Source organism: Streptomyces sp. SID12501 (assembly GCF_010550245.1).
In the GTDB taxonomy this organism is placed as follows: Bacteria; Actinomycetota; Actinomycetes; order Streptomycetales; family Streptomycetaceae; genus Streptomyces.
In genome coordinates this window covers 180,678-200,338 of sequence record NZ_JAAGLU010000012.1, presented here as the reverse complement: position 1 = coordinate 200,338, position 19,661 = coordinate 180,678, and the positions used below count along the sequence as shown (strand labels likewise).

Here is a 19,661-nt window from a genome sequence, read left to right as displayed (position 1 = left end):
TGCCCCGACCTCACCAGAAAGGCCCGGTGGGGCCGGGCTCACCGTCCTGGGCCGGCGTCGGCCGGAAGGTGGATCCGCTGGAGCATCTGTTCCATGACGGGTACAGGCAAGGCTGGATGCCGGGCCGCGGTCTGTGCGGTACCGGCGTCGGTGTCCCGCAAGAGCCGGACCAGCACGCGCGCGGGCAGTCCGGGGTGCCGGGCCGCCGCGTCGCGCACGCTGTCGTGCGGGTCGTCGAGCAGCCGCAACGCCGATGAGGGCGTCAGCCGAGAGTCCTTCGCGGCACGGTGTCGTACTTCCTTGTTGCTGTCCCGACTGAACCGCTCGACCAGCTCAGCTGTTGACTCCGGGGCGTCCAGGGCCAGTTGGCGCATCCGTGGGTTCGGGTCGTCGGCGTAGCGGAGCAGGCCGACGCGGGGGAAGTTCGGATGTCCGTGGGGGCGATCGGGGGTGCTGAGGCTTCCTGTCCACCACTGCCACACCCGCAGCAGCATGTCCGCGGGTGCGTCGTCGCAGGATTCCGCGAGGAAGAGCTGTACGACACGGTCTTCGTCAAGGGCAAGGACTTCGATGACGTCCGGCGGGAGATGACGGGCCCGGGCGACGCTTCTGCGTACGAGGGGGTGGGAGGAGGCGGCCAGGCGGCGCATGGCGACGGGGTCCTCGTGCAGCGCAACGACCCAGTCGAGCGGGTTGAGGTGAATGTGCGGGTCGAAGTCGATATCGATGTCCGCCCGCTGTTCCTCGTTGAGGTCGGCGCGTAGGGCCATCACATAGCGGACCTGCTCGTCGGGGTCCTGGGCGAGGATACCGACCAGGTCCGGGTCCAGGTGCGGGTTGCCCGCGAGAGAGCGTCGCTGGGCCTGATCGCCGTGGTGAGCCAGATGTTCGGCGAGGGAGCGCTCCAGACGGCAGGTCTTCACCGCGCGGCATCGAAGTTCGGCGGCGTCAAGTCCTGTGGTGTCAAGTCCTGTGGTGTCAAAGGCGGATCGTGGCATCGGGTGTTCTTGGTGGTGCTGGAGCAGTGCCTCGATGCGGACCTTCCCGGAGGGGTCGTCGAGAAGCGCCCGCCGAGCTGCGGTTCCCAGATGGGGCCAGGCCCTATGACAGACCGCGGCACGCACGGACCATTCGGCGTCGGCGGCCAGAGCGGTAAGCATTCGTTCGGGCAGCCCGGCAAGGCGAGCGGCCTCTACGCGGATCCGTGCCGACGGATCCGCCACGAGCTGTTCGTACGCGGCGTCGGTGAGCTCGACCTGCCGGTCCGCCGCGAGCAGTGTGAGGATCCACCGGTTCCGGGGTTCCTCTTCGCCCAGGATCAGGCGCGCCCACTGATCTGTCGTGATGTTCGGCTGGACCTCGGCCAGATGCTGCCGCAGCTTAGGATCCGGGTGGACCATGGCCGCCTCGACGGCTGCCGTCGGCAGTGGGCGCCACATCACGTGGTGCGACAACCCCAGGAGCCGGGCGCGGAGGTCGTCGGGTGTGGCGGGGTTGAGCGCCAGACCGTGCGCCCACATCTGGCGCAGCCGCTCCGAAGGTCCTGGGCCCCGAAAGAGCGCCCCCCACGCGGCTTCTCGCTCCTCGGAGGTCTCCTGCGCCGACGCCCGCGCGGTTGCCTCCTGCCACTCTCCGATACGGTCGAGGACGATGAACCAGACCTCGTCCTCCTCGGTGGTCACCCCGATCAGGGTGTCGCCATCCGTCGAGAGGCTGAGGAACTCCGGCTGCCCCGGCCGCTCGCCGAGCACTCCGGCGAGGTCCCATTCGCCGGAGAGCTTCACCCGAGCCCAGCGCCTGGGCGCACAGCCCGTCCAGTTGCCGGTGACATCGATGAGGAACACGCCGTCCTCGCCCACGATCCCGTTGCTGCCGGCAAGGCGGTGCCACTGTGCGTTGAGTTCAGCGACCAGGTCGGGCTGATCCGCCGGCACAGCCACGAACGGCTTGGCTCTGCCCGAAATGACGGAACGCCAAGCGGCGTGAGGCGGCAGCACCTCCTCGATGTGCCAGTCCCCCACGACTTCCAGCCCCGCATGCTGAAGCAGCTCTACGAGCTGGTCTCTCCCACCCGCCATGGGACCCCATCCTGCCCGAAGCGACGCTCGACCTTCCTACCTGCTCCGCAGCCCGCACGCGGCCACTGAATCCGGACCGGCTCGCGAGCGCCTGCCCGCAGCGCGAAGGCGGCGACCTCCTCCCCGGTGTCCGCTGCCCCCGAAGACCTGACGGTGAGGCAGCAGCAGAAGCCGTCTCCGAGGCCGGTGTGGACACGCTCTCCGCCGGCCGGTGACACGGGGTCTCGGTCCCGGCGGGGAGGCCGGGGAACTGCCGGCGAAGAACGGGCCCGCTGTCGGGTGACCCCGCGGGACCCCGGGTGACCATCGCCGTCCGACCTGGCGGCCGGTGGCCGAGGCAGTCGCTCTCTCACCTGCCTCGGCCACCGGCCTTCGTGCACCCGCTCACGGTCACCGCGAGTCAGACGGACCCACCGGGTCTCAGAAGTCGGCCATGACGCGGGTGATCCAGTCGAGACTCTCCGGGGTGCTCGCGTAGCTGTCCGGCTCGCCGTACTCGCAGTAGGGGTTGTTGTCCCCGGACAGGACGCCGACCTGGTAGCGAAGACCGTCGACGAGTTTGAACAGCGGGCCGCCCGAGTCTCCGAAACAGGCGACGCCGTTGATCCCGGTCACGTCGATGGCCCGACCGCCGTAATAATCGACCCCGTTGTTGCTCACGACCTTCAGCTCCGCCCGCTTGAGCACGGAACTGGCCCCGCCGCCAAAGGTGGTCGAGCCCCATCCGAACGCGTACGTGGTCACTCCGACCACCGGATGGGCCGTCGCCAGCCGCACCGGCTCCGCGTTCGCCGACCGGCTCAGCTTCATCATGGCGATGTCGTTGTCGGCGCGCGCCTTCGTGAAGGCGACGTCGACAACCCCTCCGCCGCTGCTGCGGTTGAGGCTCTTGACCCGGACGGTGAACTTGTCGTCGTCGAGCCGGCTGCCTTGGTCGTACAGACAGTGCTTGGCGGTCAGAATCCAGTAATTGTCCACGATGGACGCACTGCATCTGAAGACGCCGTTGTAGTGGACGGCTGCCATACCGTCGGACGAGGTAGCCGCCTCGCCGTCGATTATATTGGCGCTCACTCCTCCGTCGCCCTCGTCCGCAACGGCTGCCTGCACCGAAAAGAACGAAAGGGACAGAACGGCCGCAGCCATCAGAGAGAAAACCCGGTTACGCATCCCCCACCCGCTTCCTTGATCACTGAAGTGCGCAACGTACTCAGCGTTACTGGACAGCCGCAAGGGACACATTCCAGCCAGTCATCCGCCGAAAGAGCAAGATTGGCGCGAATCGTCATTGCAGATGGCACGGCAGGGCTCCTGCCGAAAGTGGAGCGATAGTGCCATGCAGACGGCGACAAGAATTGCAAGCGAATAAGTACCGGACGGCGCCCTGCGTCAGCGAGGCGGTCTCAATTTCGTCCGCAGGTCCGTTCTCGTGCTGAAATCTGGCTATGCTCGTGCCGCTGGACCACGTCCAGCGGCTTCGCCTGTCCGCGAAAATGAGCCCAACGCCCTCTTCCGGGCTACCGGTAAAGGAATAGACTTTGCGTAGAACCGTGCGCGTTCGCTTTTCGCATCTGATCCTGGCCCTCGCGATATCCCTGGGCGCCGTTCTAGGCTTCGGAGCACCGAGCCAAGCAGCATCCGCCCTGTCCAACAACGCCGTCTTCAACAATCCGAACGACGCGACGGGCAAATATGCGCTACAGAATTACCTCACCGGGCTGATCAACGGGACTCCGGCGGGCGCGACCATCCGCTTCTCCATCTACGCATTCAACTCTCAGGCCTACTACGACGCTTTGGTGAACGCCTATCAGCGCGGCGTCAAAGTGAAGATTGTCGCGGATGACTACGCCCCGACGTCCAATATCCAGAAGACGACCGCCGACCTTGAAGACGTGCTCGGGAACGACCCCGCCGCCGGCTCCTACGTTCTGCTGTGCCATGGCGGCTGCATCGAGCACAACACAGCCAAGGACATCATCAACCACAACAAGTTCTACCTGTTCACCAGCACGTCCGGCAGTTCCGACGTGGTGGTGCAGTCGTCGGCCAACATGATCTCCGCGACCTCGGGCGTGAACGGAGGCGTCAACGCCTGGAACAACGCGCTCACCCTGGTCGACCAGCCCGACATCTACCAGGCCTACATCGACCGCTTCACGGCGATGAAGGCGGCCCAGATGTCTGACGCCGCGTCAAGCGTCGGCTACACCACGGTGACGGCCGCCAACGCGACGACCGGCACCAGAGCGAAGGCGTACTTCTTCCCGCAGCAGGACACCAGCAAGAACGTCATCCTCGACATCCTGAACAACGTCGACTGCTCGGCCGGCGGCAGCGTCCACATGGCCATGTATGACATCAAGGACACGGCTGTCGCGCAGAAGCTGAAGAGCCTCGACGACGCCGGATGCACCGTGCACGCCGTCTACACCGACCAGGGCGCGTCCGACGACACCACGATCTCTGCGCTCAGCGCCTGCGGCCCGCACAACGGCGTCGCCGTCTACCGCTTCGACAAGACGGCCCCGCCGGCCGCCATGCTGCACTCGAAGTACCTTCTGGTCAACGCCGGTTATGAGGACTCGGTGCAGCAGATCGTCTGGACGGGGAGCGTCAACTACACCTCCCAGTCCCTGCACGCCAATGACGAGGCGCTTCTGAAGTACAGCGGGACGCCGACGGTCTTCGACGCGTACGAGTCGAACAACACCACGCTGGAGCAACTCGGCGCGTACAGCCGTGCGGGGACCTGCTAGCTGTCGTCAGCGAACCAGTCCTCGATCGTCTTCCGGATTCGCTTGCCCTCACTCGTTCCGACGCCGCCACCGAAAGCGCTCCCACCGAATTTCGCCGCGAAGATCGTGGGCACCGGGCTGTCGGCCGCGACGTACGCGATGAGCCTGCCCGGCCGGTCCGGCGGCCTCACCCACGCCGGGTTCTACGGCCCGCTGCTCCCGGACTGCGCCGCGCCGGCCGCCTTCGGTGTGCTCGGCCGCAGGAGTGCCGCGCCACTGCTGAACACCGGGTTGTTCGCCGACAAGGTGTTCAGTGCCACGGCCGCATCCAGCTTCCTGGCCGGTGCGATCCAGTTCGGCGCGCTGGTCATCCAGGCCCTGTACTTCCAGCTGGTGCGCGGCTACGACGTGATCGACACCGGCCTGGCGATGGTGGGCTTCGCCGTGGGGGCCGCGGTCCTGCCCGTCTCCGGCAGGCTCACCGACCGCTTCGGCGGCGGACCCGTGTCTCTCGCGGGTTCACTGATGACGACCGTGGCGTTCATACCGGCGGCGCCGCTGCCGACGGACGCCCCGCTGCTCGCCCTGGAGGCGTGCCTGCTGCTGCTCGGCATCGGGAACGCGCTGTCGGTGCTGCCCTCGTCGACAGCCGCGTACGTCACGGTGGACCCGGTGACCCGGCCCGAGCCCGAGGCCCACGGCCGGCTGCGACTGGCGGGCCTCGATCCGAGGACCGCGCCGCAGTTGGACCTCGGACTGCTGCAACATCCGCTGGACGTCCGGAAGATGATCGAAGCAGTCGCTCTCGGCCGACGGCTCGCCGCCACCGCGCCGATGCGCGCGCTCGGACTCCGCGAGATCGCACCGGGTCCGGCGGCTGCCTCCGGCACAGAACTGGCCGCGTATCTCAGAGCTCACGTCAAGCCGTATCCGCACCTGTGCGGCACCGCGCCGATGGGTTCCGCGGACGATCCGACGGCCGTCGTCGACAACCTGGGCCGCGTGCACGGAGTGCCCGGGCTGCGGGTGGTCGACGCCTCCATCCTCCCGGACGCGCCGTCCGTGGCCACCAACCTCACCGTCATGATGGCCGCCGAACTGATCGCCGACCGCTTCGGCCACAGCTGACAGGAAGCGCCTCCAGCGGGTGACTGCCCGGATCCCGCAACCCCTCGCCCACAGCGGAACGGACCACCCGACCACATCACCATCGTGAACAAAAAGCCCAGGCCAGATCCCCATCAGTGCACAGCCGCCACTGATGTCCAGGGGACATGGCCGCGGTGCCGTAATCCTGGCCCGGGCCTCCTGGCAGCCCTGCGGCGACGAGTGGCTCGCGGGCCGACCGGGCCGGGTGGCTTGTCGTCCCGCGAGCCGTTCCACAGGAGAGTTCGTCAGGCAGTGCTCGTCCGGCGGCCCGCCATGGCGATGATCACCGCGCCGAGTGCACAGCCGATGCCTGCTGCGAGGTAGGCGAGGTGGTAGCCGGTGAGCTGGTCATCACTGGTCGCCGCGATCAGGACCATGACCGCCACTCCGATGCTGGCGCCGATCTGCTGTGCCACGACGTTCACCGCCCCGGCGACCGCGTGTTGCTCCGGCTGGATGCCGGTGAGCGCGGCGGACGTCATCGCGGGGAAGTTCAGGCCCTGGCCGATACCGCTGATCACCATGCCGGGCAGGACATGCAGCAGATAGTCGCCGTCCTGCGGTGTACTCATCCACAGGGCTGTTCCTCCGCCGATCAGGACGAGCCCGCCGGCCATCAGCATGCTCGGCGTGTACTTGGTGAGCAGGCGTCCGGTGACGAAGTTGGCGGTGAGGAACACACCCGCCGACATCGGCACCAGCGCGAGACCGGACTCGAGCGGAGAGTAGTCCAGCATCCCCTGCAGATACAGCGGCGCGAAGAACAGCATCCCGACGGAGGCCATGTACTGGAGGAACGCCGCCAGACTCGCCGCCCGTACCGATGCGACCCGGAAGAGGTCGAGAGGAAGTACCGGGTCCTCGGTGCGGTGCTCGCGCACGACGAAGAGCAGCAGGAACACCACTGCGAGGCAGAGTGAACCCCATGCCGTCGCGCCACTGCTGCTCGCGCCGACGACCAGCAGAGTGAGGCCGATCGTGCCCGAGATCGCACCGGGCAGGTCCAGGCTGCCGCCGCGCCCGGCACCCGAGGGCAGCCCGGCGCGCGTCGCGGCCAGCACGGCCACTCCCACCACCACCGAGAACCACAGCACCGACCGCCAGCCGAGGAACTGGGTCAGCACACCGCCCAGCATCACCCCGCCGCTGAAGCTCGCCGCGCCGACGGCCGCGTACACGCCGAATGCCCGGTTGCGTGCGGGGCCGGCCGGAAACACCTCGGTCAGCAGAGCCAGCGCGGCCGGACCCGACAAGGCCGCTCCGATGCCCTGGACCGCCCGCGCGCCGAGCAGCACCCCGATGCCCGGCGCCACGGCCCCGACCAACGCGGCCACCGTGAACAGGGCCACACCGAGTTCGAACACCCGCCGACGGCCGAACACATCGGCCAGGCGGCCACCCACCAGCAGGAAGCCGGCGAACGTCACCGCGTAGGCAACCATGACCCACTGGAGCGTGGTGTCGTCCAGGTCGAAACGTGTTCCGACGGACGGCAGGGCCGCATTGAGCACTCCGAGACCGCTCACATCCAGTGCGAGCGCCCCGGCCAGCACCCCGAGTGCCAGTCCCGACCTGTGCCGTGGCGTCACCTCGGTACTGGTCATGCGCGCCTCCCGAGGAACTCGGCACCGGCCGACCCACCGTCACGTAACCGGCCGACAGCGGCTGCCGGAAGGCGGTGGTGGCCGAGCACTGATCGGGCGAACGCTTTACCCGCTGCGGGCGTGCCGGTCGGCGCGGCCACAAAACGGTGTGGGGAATATTCGGACAGGGCGGCGCCGGTACCAGCCGAAAGCCGCTGCTGTGTTGTGGCGAGTTCCAACCGCCCAATACTCGCTGCCAGGTCGAGAGGGCCCGGAAGTATGGGCTCGTGGTGCGCGATTTTCATACCGAGTACTTTTGCAGTGCCACTCCCCGACTGTCCAGGCCGCCTGTCTCGCTTACCGCATTGTCGCCGCCGATTTACGCTGCGAGCGAAAGCAATGGGTTATCAATTTAAGCCAGCACCGCGTCGGGGTTCATCTACCAATGGCCATTTCCCCAGGTGTTCGACAGCCCGTCGACATACGCGAGGGCCCGCATTGGATCATCGGCCGATCCATTCACGCCAGACCGTGCGTATTCCAGCGCCCTTCCCTGGACTCGGGGCACGGGAACCGGGCTTCGCATCGTACGAGCTGGGAATCATGATCTCGCGGAGGCGTACGGCATCGCCGTGCAGGCCCCCGCCTGACACCCCGACAAGGAGAGCCGATCCCATGCAGACAGTCGACCCCGGCCTGTGGATCCGTCGCTTCCACCCGGCGGGCCCCGCGTCCGCCCGACTCGTCTGCCTGTCGCACGCCGGCGGTGCGGCAAGCTACTACGTGCCCATGTCGAAGGCGCTCTCACCGGACGTGGAAGTGCTCGCGATCCAGTATCCGGGCCGTCAGGATCGGCTGTCGGAACAGCGCCGGGAGACGGTCGCCGAACTGGCCGACGAGATCACCGAGGTGATCCGGCCGCTGGCAGCGGACCGACCGCTGTATCTGTTCGGCCACAGCCTCGGCGCGACCGTGGCCTTCGAGGTCGCGCGCCGTATGGAAGCGGCCGACGTCAAGCTCGCACATGTTTTCGTGTCATCGCGGCCGGCCCCCGACCTCAACCGCAACGGGCGTGTCCACGCGCGCGGCGACCAAGAACTCGTCAAGCACATCCGGTCGCTGACCAGCGCCGCGCCCGACGTCTTCGACGACCCCGAGATGACCGAGATGGTGCTCCCCGCGATCCGCAGTGACTACAAGGCCGCGGAGACGTACGTATACGCACCCGGGCCGAAACTGACCTGCCCGGTGACGGCGTTGGTCGGCGACGCGGATCCGATGGTGTCGGTCGAGGAGGCCACCGCCTGGAGCAGGCACACCGACGGTGCCTTCGAACTGCGGATCTGGCCGGGCGGGCACTTCTATCTGGAGGCGCACGCCGCGGACGTCATCTCAGTGATCTCGGCGGAGATATCGGCCCGAGCCTGAGCCTGGCGCTGTCGGGGATCCCGGAGCTTTCCTCACACATCGACGGTGCCACGCACACAGGTGCTGGAGCGGCCACCGACCCACACCTCTGTGTCGTGGGCCTCGATGGTCACGACACCCTGGCGACGGAGACGACTGCCCTGACCGGCGCGGTAACAGCGAGGGGCGACGCCGGAGCGGATGAGCCACTGGGCGATTCCGGCGTGCAGGCTGCCGGTCACCGGATCCTCTCGCACGCCCGCAGGCATGGCGAAGGCTCGGACCTCGAACGCGACGGGTGAGTCCTCGGGGTGGGCGCCGACCACGCCGAGCATCAGGTCGCCCATGTGACGGTCGTCCGGATCCAGCGCCAGGACCTCCTCGGCGGTGGCCAGTTGCACGGCGGCCCAGCCCGGCCCGTTGTCCACCCACTGATGGGCGACGATCCGCTCCCGGCCTATTCCGAGCCCCCTGGCGATCCGGTCGAGATGCGTCGAGTCCAGTGGGCCGTCGCGCTTGAGGTCGGGCGCGCGGAAAATCAGACCGTTGCCGGACCTCCGTACGTCGATCAGCCCGAGCGGACACTCCTGGACAAGTCTCCCCGGCGACCTCGGGACGCCACCCGCTTCCAGCCATGCGTGGGCGGAGCCGAGCGTGGGGTGGCCGGCGAACGGGATCTCGCCGCCCGGGGTGAAGATGCGCAGCCCGTAGTCGGCCTCGGCGGAGGAGGGCGGTACCACGAAGGTGGTCTCGGAGAGATTGGTCCAGTTCGCGAGCCGGGCCATGTCCCTGTCGGTGATCCCGTCGCCGTCGAGGACAACCGCAACGGGATTACCGAGAAAGGGCTCGTCGGTGAACACGTCGACCTGGGAGAAGGCCCGGGTGCGCGGGCCGACCGCGGCTGCGGTCATTCGCCCTCGACCAGGATCAGGTCCATATGGGTGCCTTCACGCAGCGGGACGATGGCACGGTATTCGGGGGAGGTGTACCACTGCCGGGCCTGATCCGATGTCGGGAACACCATGACCGACAGATGGGCAGGCGTCCAATCACCTTCCAGCACCTCGAACCGGCCACCACGAATCGAGAATCCGCCGCCGTAGAGTTCCAGCGTCCCGAGCACCTTCGCGCGGTATTCCGCCATATTCTTCTCGTCGCCGATGACCCCGACATTGCCGATCAGTAATGCGGTCATACGTTGTCTCCGTTGTCTCCGTTGTCCCGTTGCCGCCAGAGGGTCAGCAGGTGAAGTCGGTCACCGTACCGATGCCGAGGCGCCGGGCGGCCCGTACGACGGCGAAGCCGGACGCGACGTCCTGGGCCGCCATCCCGAGCGACTTGTAGAGCGTGCGCTCGGCCGGATCCGTACGGCCGGGCTGCTTGCCGAGCAGCACCTCACCGATCTCGGTCAGCGGCCGGTCGGCCGGTACAAGGCCCTCCTCGACCGGGGCGGCCAGTTCCGAGGACTCACGCAGAGCGCCTTCCCTGCTGTCCACGAACACCGTGCAGGACGCCACCGCCGCCGCGTCGAGTTCGCGCTTGCCGGGCACCGAGGAACCGACCGCGTTGACATGCGTTCCCTCGGCCAGGTGCCCGGCTTTCACCACCGGCTCGGCGGTGTCCACCGTCGTGCACACCAGGTCCGCGCCGTACAGCGCCTCGGCAGGGGTGTCCATCAGCTCGACGGTGATGCCGGCCTTCGTACGCGCCCATGCGACGAACTCCTCGGCGCGCGCCGCACCCCGGTTCCACAGCCGTACCCGGCGCAGCTCCCTGACCTCGGAGAGCGCGAGGAGGTGCCCGCGGGCCTGGGTGCCGGCGCCGATCAGAGCCAGGTCACCGGCGTCGGGCAGGGCCAGCGCGTCGGTGGCGACGGCGGACGCGGCGGCCGTACGCAGAGCGGTCACCGCGGCACCCTCCAGCATGGCCAGCGGCTGACCCGTCTCGGGGTCGAACACCACCACCACACCCACGTGCGTCGGCAGTCCCCGCGCCGCGTTGCCAGGCGCGTGCAGCACGGCCTTCAGTCCGTAGCCGGAGTCGGATTCGCCGCTGACATGACAAGGCATGGCGGCGAACAGTGACGTGTCACGTCCTGACGACAGGACCGTGCGCACGGGCTGGACGACTTCGCCCCCGCTGTAGCGGCGCATCACATCGGCCACCACCCGGTACGCCTCCGCCACCGGGAACGCCTCTCGTACCTGGTCTCCACTCAGCAGCAACATGGAGTCCCCTCCTGACTCGTCTCGTATGCCATCGCGCTCATGCCGCCCGGGCGGTCGGCTCGGCCCGGGTGAATACCGACCAGACCATCAGGATCGGTCGGGTGTCGGAGATGAACTCCAAGCCGTGCAGCTCAGCCGATGGAACGGTGGTGAGCGCGAGGTCGGCGATGCCGTCGGTGACCGCCTGGGCGGCGGCGCTGGTCGAGGCGGAGTGGATCACCTTGTAGGTGGTGTGGCTGCTGGACAGCAGCTGGCCGATGATCGGTTCGGGCGCGGGGTGCGTCGCGATGGTGGGAGAGTCCGGCACCGTGCCGTTGCGCTGCACCGCGATGCCGTACAGCGGAGTGTCCATGACGAACACGTTGGCCAGTGCCAACTCGCAGTCCATGTAGAACTGGTTGACCGCGCTGTAGGCGTTGGCCACGATCAGGTGCGTGACCTGGCCGTCGCGGAGTGCGGCTCCCGCCTCCTCGTAGGTGCCGAAGAGCTGGATGGGGGGCTGGGCACTGTCGGATCCGGAAAGTCGTATGAAGTGTCTCGCGGCGGCCTCGCTGCTGGTGCCGTGCGGTCCGAGGGTGCCCACGGCCGACACCCGCTCCGAGTCGCGCAGGAGGGCTGTGAAGCTCAACAGCGTCATGCTTTGCTCCTTGAGGGCTGGCGATGTTCCAGGGCGGGAGTACTGCGGGCTTCCGGAAGGTCCACGGGAAGACGCCACGCGGAATGGGGTCCGTCGGAATGCCGTGTGGCCGCGTCGTAGAGGGCGGCGAGCCGGCGGGTGACCTCGCCGACGGCGCCGTTGCCGATGTCCCGGCCCGCGAGACCGACCACGGGGACCACGCCCTTGCCCGTGGAGGAGAGGAAGACCTCGTCAGCGGTGAACACGTCCGACGGGCTCAGCTCACGCTCCAGGACCTCCGTACCGGATTCCCGGCACAGTGTGATCAAGGTGTCCCTTGTGATGCCGGGGAGTATGTCGCTCGTGCCGGGCGGGGTGAGGATCCGGTCCGCGACCACGGCGAAGACGTTCGCGGTGGTCGCCTCGGCCACGTGTCCCGAGCCGTCCAGGAGCAGCGCGTCGTCGTACCCGGCGGCACGGGCTTCGTCGGAGGCCAGCGCGCTGGTCACGTAACCACCGGTGATCTTGTGCTGGGTGGGCAGGGTGTCGCGGGGCGGACGCCGCCAGCTGCTGAGTCCACAGCGCGCGGCCTTCGCGATCCCGTAGGACGGGAAGCCGAAGGTGGTGATGGACAGCCCGTCGGAGACGCCAGACAGCGAGACGCCGGGAGGCGCGTCGGGCAGCAGGGAGAGCTTGTGCGCCAGCGGCCGTACGTAGACGTCGCCGTCGTGGTCGTTGCGCCGGATCAGCTCGACGGTGATGTCGATGAGGTCCTCGACCTCGGTGGGGATGTCGGTGATGCGCAGGATCCGGCAGGCACGCAGCATGCGTTCGTAGTGCTCGCGCACCCTGAACAGCTGCAGAAGACCCCGGTCGGAACGGTAGGCGCGGATGCCCTCGAAAGTGCCGGTGCCGTAGTGCAGCGCCTGCGTGGACAGTGGCAGCCGCGGCCCGGTCGCCGAGACCAGCTCGCCGCGGTCGTAGGCCCATGCCCCGAGTTCGATCCCGGACGACGGGCGCCTGTCCGGGCCGGTCGCGGTGCGGTCCGGGTGACGGGTGGTCATCGGGCCCGCACCGCCGCGATGCGCTCGGCCGCCGTGTTCTCGATCGAGGACTCGGCACGCAGATCCACGACCCGGGCGGCTTTCCAGCTCACCATGGCACCGGTACTCGTAATGGGGCCGGGAGAACCGGACGTGACCATCAGAGGGGTGTCCAGCTCACGGTGGCAGTCCTCGACGGCGGCTCCGGCGGCATCCCAGAGGCTGCCGTCAGGGCCGGCCTTCAAGGTCAGCGACAGCACGTCTGTGCCGAGGCCGTCCTGATCCACGGTGATCTGGTAGTCCAGATAGCCTCGGAACCGGCGCAGCAACAGGTCTTCGAGGTCGTATCCGTTGACGAGACGCCCGTTGAGGCGGAGCCGGTCACCCACCCGTCCGATCGCCTCCAGCGCGGGGGCCGGTACGGCGGCTTCGGGACCGGGGCCGGTCATCCGGACCATGTCACCGGTGCGGTACCTGATGAGTGGTTTGGCTCCCGCGTAGAGGTTCGTCACGACGAGTTCGCCGCATCGAACGCCGTCCGCGTCCGGGGCCACCGGTTCGGTGCCCTCGGGCTCGATCACCTCGTAGTGGTTGATCAGGGGGGCGGTGCGCAGCGAGCCGTCCGCGGTGGCCGCAGCGAGCACCGACGCCTCCTGCGAGGCGTAGAGGCAGTTGCGCGCCTCGGCGCCCCACACCTGACCGATGTTCGCCAACAGACTGGGCGACATCAGCTCACCCGTGAGCATCACCACGTCGACCGAGAAGTCCCGCTTGAGGTCGAGCCCCGCGTTCACCGCTTTCTGGGCGAGGCTCATGGCCATGCCCGGAGTGCAGAACAGCCCGGTGACGGGCAGCGAACGCATGAGCTCCAGCGCTCGGTCGAAACCGATCAGCGGGGAGTGCGGCCACATCTTGGCGACCCCGTGGCCCAGATTGCGGCAGACATCTCCGAAGGTGTCCCCGGTCGCGTGCAGTTCGGTGGGCCCCAGTACCCCGATGACCTGGCGGTCCCCGTACAGAGCGAGGATGTCGCGGTAGTACGCGGTGAGAACGGTGTTGTTGTGAATGGAGTCGGAGTTCGTGCGCGGGCACGGCGTCGCCGCTCCGGTCGTGCCGGTGGTCTCGTAGAAGATCCAGGCCTGGGAGACCGGCAGAGACAGAATGTCGAACTGGGCCTTCCTCAGGTCCTCCTTGGTCGTGAACGGAAGGGTCCGCAGGTCGTCGACGCTCAGTGCGGAGATGTCGTCGTCCGTGAGAGCCGCGAGTCTCGCCCGGTAGAAGGGGGATCGGGCCCGTACGTACGCCACGACTTCGCGCAGCCGCCGCGTCTGATGGGATCTCAGCCTCGCCGCATCCCACTCCCCGGTGACGAAGGAGTCGAACTGGTCGCGCAACTCGCTTGTGAGAGCCCCCGCTTCGGGGTCGTACTGGGTGAACATCCCGGTCTCCAATCGCTCGACTCGTAAAGAAGCCGTTCACGCGTCGTTCAGATCGATTACCACCCAGTCGGAGATGAGACGCCACAGCTCCACCGAGGCAAGATGAAAACTGTTGACCTGATATTTTTCCAGGGCCGCCAAATGAGGCAGGACGCCGATGACGGCGAAGTCGTAGGAAATATCCCGGTCGACTGTGTTCCAGCCCGTGCGCCAGGTAAGGAGCTCAGGGACGTGGCGTCCGACATCCCTCGCGAATTTCTCGGCCTCGATGACAGCCGGCGAGGACCGCTCGAAACCGTCCTTGAGTTTGAAGAGAGCTATGTGCGTGATCATCGACACCCTTCACGCAAGCCCCCCGCAGGACACTTGGGGAGTGTGCGGTTTGGTCGCTGTGGAGCAAGGACCCGACGGTACTTCCCGTGAATTCCCGTTGCGGCGATCATGCCGACACATCCGGTGCCAATCAATCGCACGTTGTCGATGGTGTGGATCGAGGGATTGGGTACAGGGCTGATGCACGCACCGCCGGCGGGACCCGTCCGGAGCCGGAGCCTCCGCGGTTCACCGCCCCAGCCGGGTTCCGGGGCCGGGCACCCGGCCTCCGGCGGGGCCCCAGGACTCCAGGACCCCGGGCCACCGCTACCGTCCGAGTCGCCTGTGCCGCGCGCCGCATCCCTGGTCGGCCTCTCCCCTGTCGGCGCAAAGACCTTGGCCGCAGGGGAAGTTGTGAGCCGTGGTGGGCAAGGGCCGGCGCGGGAGGCGTCACCCGCTCGTGAGCGTGCCGCCGGTCACGTACTCCGCCGGAGAGGGCGGGAGGGCGGTCCGTGAGGGGTTGGTGACTCCGGTACCCGAACAGCGTTTTCGGGCGGGCAGTTCATGGTAGTAGTTGATCGTCCGCAGGGGTTTCGGGAGGGGAAATATGACTGGACATGAGTCCGCAGGCCGCCTGGACGCGGAGTTCTTCGCTCCTGGAAGCTCCTTTATCCAGTTTGTCCAAGCACACCGGCCGGAGCTGCTCAGCTTAGAGCGGGTCATTCCTGAGGAAATTCGGGTGGCACAGGACCAAGTGCCGCACGGCACGACAGTATTGGCCCTCACCTACGGCGACGGAGTGATGATCGCCGGCGACCGCAGGGCGACGATGGGGCACCTCATCGCCCAGCGCGACCTGGAGAAGGTCCACGCGACGGACGACTACACAGCCGTCGCGTTCGCCGGCACGGTTGGCCTCGCGATCGACCTGGTGAAGCTGTACCAGGTCGAGTTGACGCACTTCGAGAAGATCGAGGGTGTCCCCATGACCCTCAACGCGAAGGCGACCAGGCTGGCCACAATGGTGCGGCAGAACCTCGGCCAGGCCATGCAGGGGCTCGCAGTGGTTCCCCTGCTCGCCGGGTACGAGCCGTCCGCCCCCGAGGGACAGCGCAGCCGCATCTTCAGTTTCGACGTCACCGGCGGTCCGTACGAGAAGCGCGACTTCTACGCCGAGGGCTCCGGGTCGCCCTACGCCCGGGGCTCGCTGAAAAAGCTGTACCGTCCGGGAATGTCCCGCCGTGAGGCGGCCCTGGCCGCACTCCAGGCGCTCTACGACGCGGCCGACGACGACTCGGCCACTGGTGGCCCGGACCTGAGCCGCCGGATCTTCCCCATCATCTCGGTGATCACCGAGGATGGCTTCGAACGCCTTTCCGAGCAGGAGACGGAGAGCTTGAGCCGGGAGATGGTCGAACAACGCTGGCGCCGGCCGGACGGCCCTGTCGCGACTCTGTAAACCCTCCCGCCCGGGGCGTGGGCGTCCCCGAGGCCGGCCACTCGCCTCGGCAGTGTCAGGTCCCAGGTGGTGTGGAGACGTTGGTCGTGCGGCCCGGCCTTCGCGATCGGTCCGGGCCCGTGTTTCCTTGATGATCCGTTCGAACACGCGGGGGCCGGCGGCTTGCCCGCCTCTCCCCCGCAGGCCGAATGCGGCCCCGACTCGGCAACGGTGTTCTGCGTCACCGGCCAGTCCCCCTCCCGGAGTTCCAGCGTGACCCTCGGAGCGCCGTACGTCCGCCCGGTCTCACGCCTCGTCGGCTCGGACGGCCGACGGCGCCACTTGTGAAACCCCGCCTCCGCTGCCCCGAACATCCGGCAAGCGGTGCGGTGCGGAAGGCTCTCCCCGGTCCCGCAGCCGCTGAGCGCGCGGTCACGAAGGCCGGTTCCTGCGCGCGCCTGCCTCCTTCAGCTGTGCCTTCTCCCGGACAAGCCACGCGAGCCGCTCGGATGCGGCCACCGGCCGCGCCCGACGCACCCCCTGTCCCAACCCACTGACCCAACGGGAGTGATATCCGTGAACAGTCACGACCCGGCACACCCCGGCGACCGCCCCGCGGGCGGGACCGTGTACGCGCCCGCCGTGGGCGTGCTGGGCATCCTGGGCACCGGCTCGTACCTTCCCGAACAGGTCGTCACCAACGAGACCGTGGCGGAGCGGGCCGGGGTGACCGCCGAATGGATCGAGCGGAAGACGGGGATCGTCGAGCGGCGGTACGCCGCCGCCCACGAGGCGGCCTCCGACCTGGCGGCGGAGGCCGCTGCGCGTGCCCTGGCCGACGCGGGGGCCGGACCGGACGACGTGGCGTGGATCGTTGTGGCCACCTCCACCCCGGACCACCCCCAGCCGGCCACCGCCGCGTTGGTGCAGCACCGGCTGGGTGCCCGGCGTGCCGCCGCGTTCGACGTCAACGCCGTGTGCGCCGGGTTCGTCGCCGCCCTGCACATCGGGACCCGGCTGCTGGCCGCGCCCGAGACGGACGGCGGCCGCAGACTGGCGCTGGTCATCGGCACCGAGGTGTACTCGCGGATCCTCGACCTGGGCGACCGCAGGACCGCGCCGTTGTTCGGCGACGGCGCGGGCGCCGTGGTGGTCGGGCCGGTGCGCGAGGGCCGTGGCTTCGTCGGCACGGAGATGCGCACCGACGGGCATCTGCACGACCTGATCGGCGTCGCGGCGGGCGGCAGCAGGATGCCCGCCTCCGAGAAGACCCTGACCCACGGCGACCACTTCTTCCGGATGCACGGGCGTGCGGTACGGGAGTACGTGGAGCGGGAGCTGCCGGAGGCGGTCGCCGGCACACTCGACGCGTTCGGGGTGGCCGCGGGGGACGTGGCGCACTTCGTGCCGCACCAGGCCAACGGGGAGATGCTCCGGTCGGTCGCGGGCCGGCTCGGCCTGGACGCGGTCCGGACCCACCTGCCGGTCGACCGGCACGGCAACACCGGCGCCGCGTCCGTCCCTCTGGCCCTGGACCACGCGCGACGCGGCGGCGACGGCCCGGCCGACGACGAGCTGGTCCTGCTCGCCGGATTCGGCGGAGGCATGACCGTGGGAACGACCCTGCTGCGCTGGGGCCACTGAGCTCGCCTCGCAGCGTGTCGCAGGTGGGCCTACGGCCGTCCTCGGCAGCGGCAGCGGCAGCGGCGCATGCCGTGCCCCTGGGTGAACCAGGGGCACCAGCGAGTTCCTCGTAGGCCGGGCCGGGAGAAACGAACCGAGCCCCGACGGCCCGGCCGGAGCCGGGTCATCGGGGCTCGGTAGCGGCTCCGGTCACAAGGTGGAGGAGCGGCGTCGGTCCGCGGTGCGGAAGCCCTTGCGGTTCTTGCGGCCCAGTGCGCCGGCGGCGACGAGACCTTCCAGGAGGAGGGCCGGTTTGTGTTCGGGGTCTGCGAGTTGGTCGTACAGGCGGTGCTGGATCGTCAGTGAGACGTCCAGGCCGATCGTGTCGAGGAGTGCGAAGGGGCCCATGGGATAGCCGTAGCCGTCCTGGATGGCGGTGTCCGTGGCCCTGATGTCGGTGCCGGGGCGTTGCAGCAGGTCGACCGCGGCGCCGAGGTAGGGGAAGAGCAGACAGTTGACGATGAAGCCGGCACGGTCGGGGCAGGTGACCGGGGTCTTGCCCAGAACGGTGGCGAAGGCACGGGCGCCGGTGAACGCGTCGTCGGAGGTTTCGTCGGTGCGGACCAGTTCGACGAGTCGCAGCGCGGGCGCCGGGTTGAAGAAGTGCATGCCGACGACGTCGGCGGGCCGTCCGCTCGCTTTCGCGCAGGCGGTCACGGACAGGCTGGATGTGGTGGTCGCCAGGATGGCCTCCGGTTTGGCCACCGTGCCGAGCCGGGAGAAGAGGGGTCGCTTGACGTCGAGGTCCTCCGCCACGGCTTCGATGACCAGGTCGCGGTCCGCGACGGCTTCCAGGTCCGCGGCGGGGGTGAGCAGCGGCAGGGCCGCGGCCTTCTGCTGGGCGGTGATCCGGCCGCGGCGGACGGAGTGGGTCAGGGATTCGGCGATCGCCGCGAGGGCGGCTTCGGCCTTCTCCCGGCTGCGTGCCACCAGCACCGTGGGATGACCCGCCGTCGCCGTGACTTCGGCGATACCGCGGGCCATGACACCGGAGCCCAGGACGGCGACGGTACGCACCGGGCGGCGGACGGTCGTGGACCGGTCCACGGGCTCGTCCGTGATGTGGCGCCCCTCGTTGTCGTACGCGTAGAAGCCCTCGCCGGCCTTGCGTCCCGACCGGCCGGCGTCGACCAGGCGGGTCAACAGCGGGGCGGGGGCGAAGGAGGCGTCGCCGGTCTGCTGTCGCAGTCGCGTCAGCGTGGCGTGGGCCGTGTCCAGTCCGATGATGTCCAGCAGCTGCAGCGGCCCGGTGGGCAGACCGCAGCCGAGTCGCATCGCCGTGTCGATGTCGTCACGCGTGGAATGGCCGGCGTCCAGGAAGGCCACGGACCTGTTCAGGTAGGCCAGCACAAGTGCGGTGGCGTCCGCCGCCGGTCCGGCGCCGATCTCGACCCGTGTCAGGCCCAGTTCGGCGATCAGCGCGTCGACGGCGTTCGTGGTGGACGGGGAGGTCAGGGCGGTGGGTACCGGCTCCACCGTGCCCGCGGGGCCGGGAGGGACGAGGAAGCGCAGACCCGAGACCGTCTCCGGACGGCCGGACGCGATGGCGAGATGAGGGACGGAAAGGGTGGACGTCGTCGTGAGGACCGGGGCCTGGGAGACCTCGCCGATACGGCGCAGTACGTCCGTCTTGACGGCCAGGTCGTCGGACACGGCCTCGATCACCATGGTGGCGTCCGCGAGAGCCGCCACGTCGTCCGTGAGGACGACCGGCGGCTCCTCCGTGTCCTTGGCCAAGGCCTTGAGGCGGTTGCCGACCCGCGCGAGTACGTCGAGGTCGCTGTCGACGGCCACGATGCGATGGCCGGCCCGCCGGGCCAGATACAGGAATGCCTCACCGACCGTGCCGAGGCCGACGATGCCGGTCACCGGGACGAGGTCGGGGTCCGGGTCGGGGCCGGGGCCGGGGTCGGAGTCGGTGAGGGTTCGTGAATCGGTCGTCATGAC

16 protein-coding genes are annotated in these 19,661 nt (G+C 68.7%); 5 read left to right on the top strand and 11 right to left on the bottom strand.

Annotation, left to right across the window (positions count from 1 at the left end; translation table 11 throughout):
* Window positions 1-38: 38 nt before the first annotated feature.
* A complete protein-coding gene (locus G3I71_RS16765) occupies window positions 39-2,078 on the bottom strand; it encodes a PE-PGRS family protein (protein ID WP_164315540.1) in 2,040 nt (679 codons plus the stop codon).
* A gap of 420 nt (window positions 2,079-2,498) precedes the next feature.
* Window positions 2,499-3,188 (bottom strand): serine protease, encoded by a 690-nt coding sequence (locus G3I71_RS16760; RefSeq protein WP_164315538.1) that lies wholly within the window; start codon window positions 3,186-3,188, stop codon window positions 2,499-2,501.
* Window positions 3,189-3,628: 440 nt separating this feature from the next.
* Between G3I71_RS16760 and G3I71_RS16755 the strand changes: the two genes are divergently transcribed.
* Together G3I71_RS16755 and G3I71_RS16750 are read left to right on the top strand one after the other, a co-directional pair.
* Window positions 3,629-4,837 carry a phospholipase D-like domain-containing protein gene (locus tag G3I71_RS16755; RefSeq protein WP_164315529.1) on the top strand — a complete coding sequence of 403 codons (1,209 nt, stop codon included), beginning with the start codon at window positions 3,629-3,631 and terminating at the stop codon, window positions 4,835-4,837.
* Window positions 4,838-4,879: 42 nt separating this feature from the next.
* Window positions 4,880-5,944, top strand: a complete 1,065-nt coding sequence (locus G3I71_RS16750; protein WP_343242977.1) for an MFS transporter — start codon at window positions 4,880-4,882, stop codon at window positions 5,942-5,944.
* Between the two features lie 266 nt (window positions 5,945-6,210).
* On the opposite strand, the gene G3I71_RS16745 is transcribed toward G3I71_RS16750, so the two are convergent.
* On the bottom strand, window positions 6,211-7,569 hold the full coding sequence (locus tag G3I71_RS16745; protein WP_164315526.1) for an MFS transporter: 1,359 nt from the start codon (window positions 7,567-7,569) through the stop codon (window positions 6,211-6,213).
* 654 nt (window positions 7,570-8,223) lie between these two features.
* On the opposite strand from G3I71_RS16745, the gene G3I71_RS16740 reads away from it, so the two are divergent.
* Window positions 8,224-8,976 carry a thioesterase II family protein gene (locus G3I71_RS16740; RefSeq protein WP_164315524.1) on the top strand — a complete coding sequence of 251 codons (753 nt, stop codon included), beginning with the start codon at window positions 8,224-8,226 and terminating at the stop codon, window positions 8,974-8,976.
* 32 nt (window positions 8,977-9,008) lie between these two features.
* On the opposite strand, the gene G3I71_RS16735 is transcribed toward G3I71_RS16740, so the two are convergent.
* Genes G3I71_RS16735 through G3I71_RS16705 form a run of 7 tightly spaced genes read right to left on the bottom strand, consistent with a single transcriptional unit; the run spans window position 9,009 to window position 14,614 of the window.
* Window positions 9,009-9,866, bottom strand: coding sequence for a PhzF family phenazine biosynthesis protein (locus G3I71_RS16735; protein ID WP_164315522.1), 858 nt, complete (start codon window positions 9,864-9,866; stop codon window positions 9,009-9,011).
* Window positions 9,863-10,150: a DUF1330 domain-containing protein gene (locus tag G3I71_RS16730; protein WP_164315520.1), complete on the bottom strand. Its 288-nt coding sequence runs from the start codon at window positions 10,148-10,150 to the stop codon at window positions 9,863-9,865. The genes G3I71_RS16735 and G3I71_RS16730 overlap by 4 nt, the downstream gene beginning before the upstream one ends.
* 43 nt (window positions 10,151-10,193) lie before the next feature.
* Window positions 10,194-11,183, bottom strand: coding sequence for an ornithine cyclodeaminase family protein (locus G3I71_RS16725; RefSeq protein WP_164315519.1), 990 nt, complete (start codon window positions 11,181-11,183; stop codon window positions 10,194-10,196).
* Between the two features lie 37 nt (window positions 11,184-11,220).
* Window positions 11,221-11,820 (bottom strand): hypothetical protein, encoded by a 600-nt coding sequence (locus tag G3I71_RS50340; protein ID WP_203730492.1) that lies wholly within the window; start codon window positions 11,818-11,820, stop codon window positions 11,221-11,223.
* Window positions 11,817-12,863 carry an aminotransferase class IV gene (locus G3I71_RS16715; protein WP_164315517.1) on the bottom strand — a complete coding sequence of 349 codons (1,047 nt, stop codon included), beginning with the start codon at window positions 12,861-12,863 and terminating at the stop codon, window positions 11,817-11,819. The genes G3I71_RS50340 and G3I71_RS16715 overlap by 4 nt, the downstream gene beginning before the upstream one ends.
* A complete protein-coding gene (locus G3I71_RS16710; protein ID WP_164315515.1) occupies window positions 12,860-14,281 on the bottom strand; it encodes a phenylacetate--CoA ligase family protein in 1,422 nt (473 codons plus the stop codon). The genes G3I71_RS16715 and G3I71_RS16710 overlap by 4 nt, the downstream gene beginning before the upstream one ends.
* Window positions 14,282-14,317: 36 nt before the next feature.
* Entirely contained in the window at window positions 14,318-14,614 is a 297-nt protein-coding gene (locus G3I71_RS16705; RefSeq protein ID WP_164315514.1) for a Dabb family protein, read from the bottom strand.
* A 586-nt stretch (window positions 14,615-15,200) separates the two neighbouring features.
* On the opposite strand from G3I71_RS16705, the gene prcB reads away from it, so the two are divergent.
* Window positions 15,201-16,052 carry a proteasome subunit beta gene (gene prcB / locus G3I71_RS16700; protein ID WP_164315512.1) on the top strand — a complete coding sequence of 284 codons (852 nt, stop codon included), beginning with the start codon at window positions 15,201-15,203 and terminating at the stop codon, window positions 16,050-16,052.
* A gap of 555 nt (window positions 16,053-16,607) precedes the next feature.
* On the top strand, window positions 16,608-17,675 hold the full coding sequence (locus tag G3I71_RS16695) for a ketoacyl-ACP synthase III (protein WP_343242976.1): 1,068 nt from the start codon (window positions 16,608-16,610) through the stop codon (window positions 17,673-17,675).
* Window positions 17,676-17,864: 189 nt separating this feature from the next.
* Here G3I71_RS16695 and G3I71_RS16690 read toward each other — a convergent pair whose 3' ends face one another.
* Complete coding sequence (locus G3I71_RS16690) at window positions 17,865-19,658, bottom strand: 3-hydroxyacyl-CoA dehydrogenase family protein (RefSeq protein WP_203730491.1); 1,794 nt, start codon at window positions 19,656-19,658, stop codon at window positions 17,865-17,867.
* Window positions 19,659-19,661 lie beyond the last annotated feature (3 nt).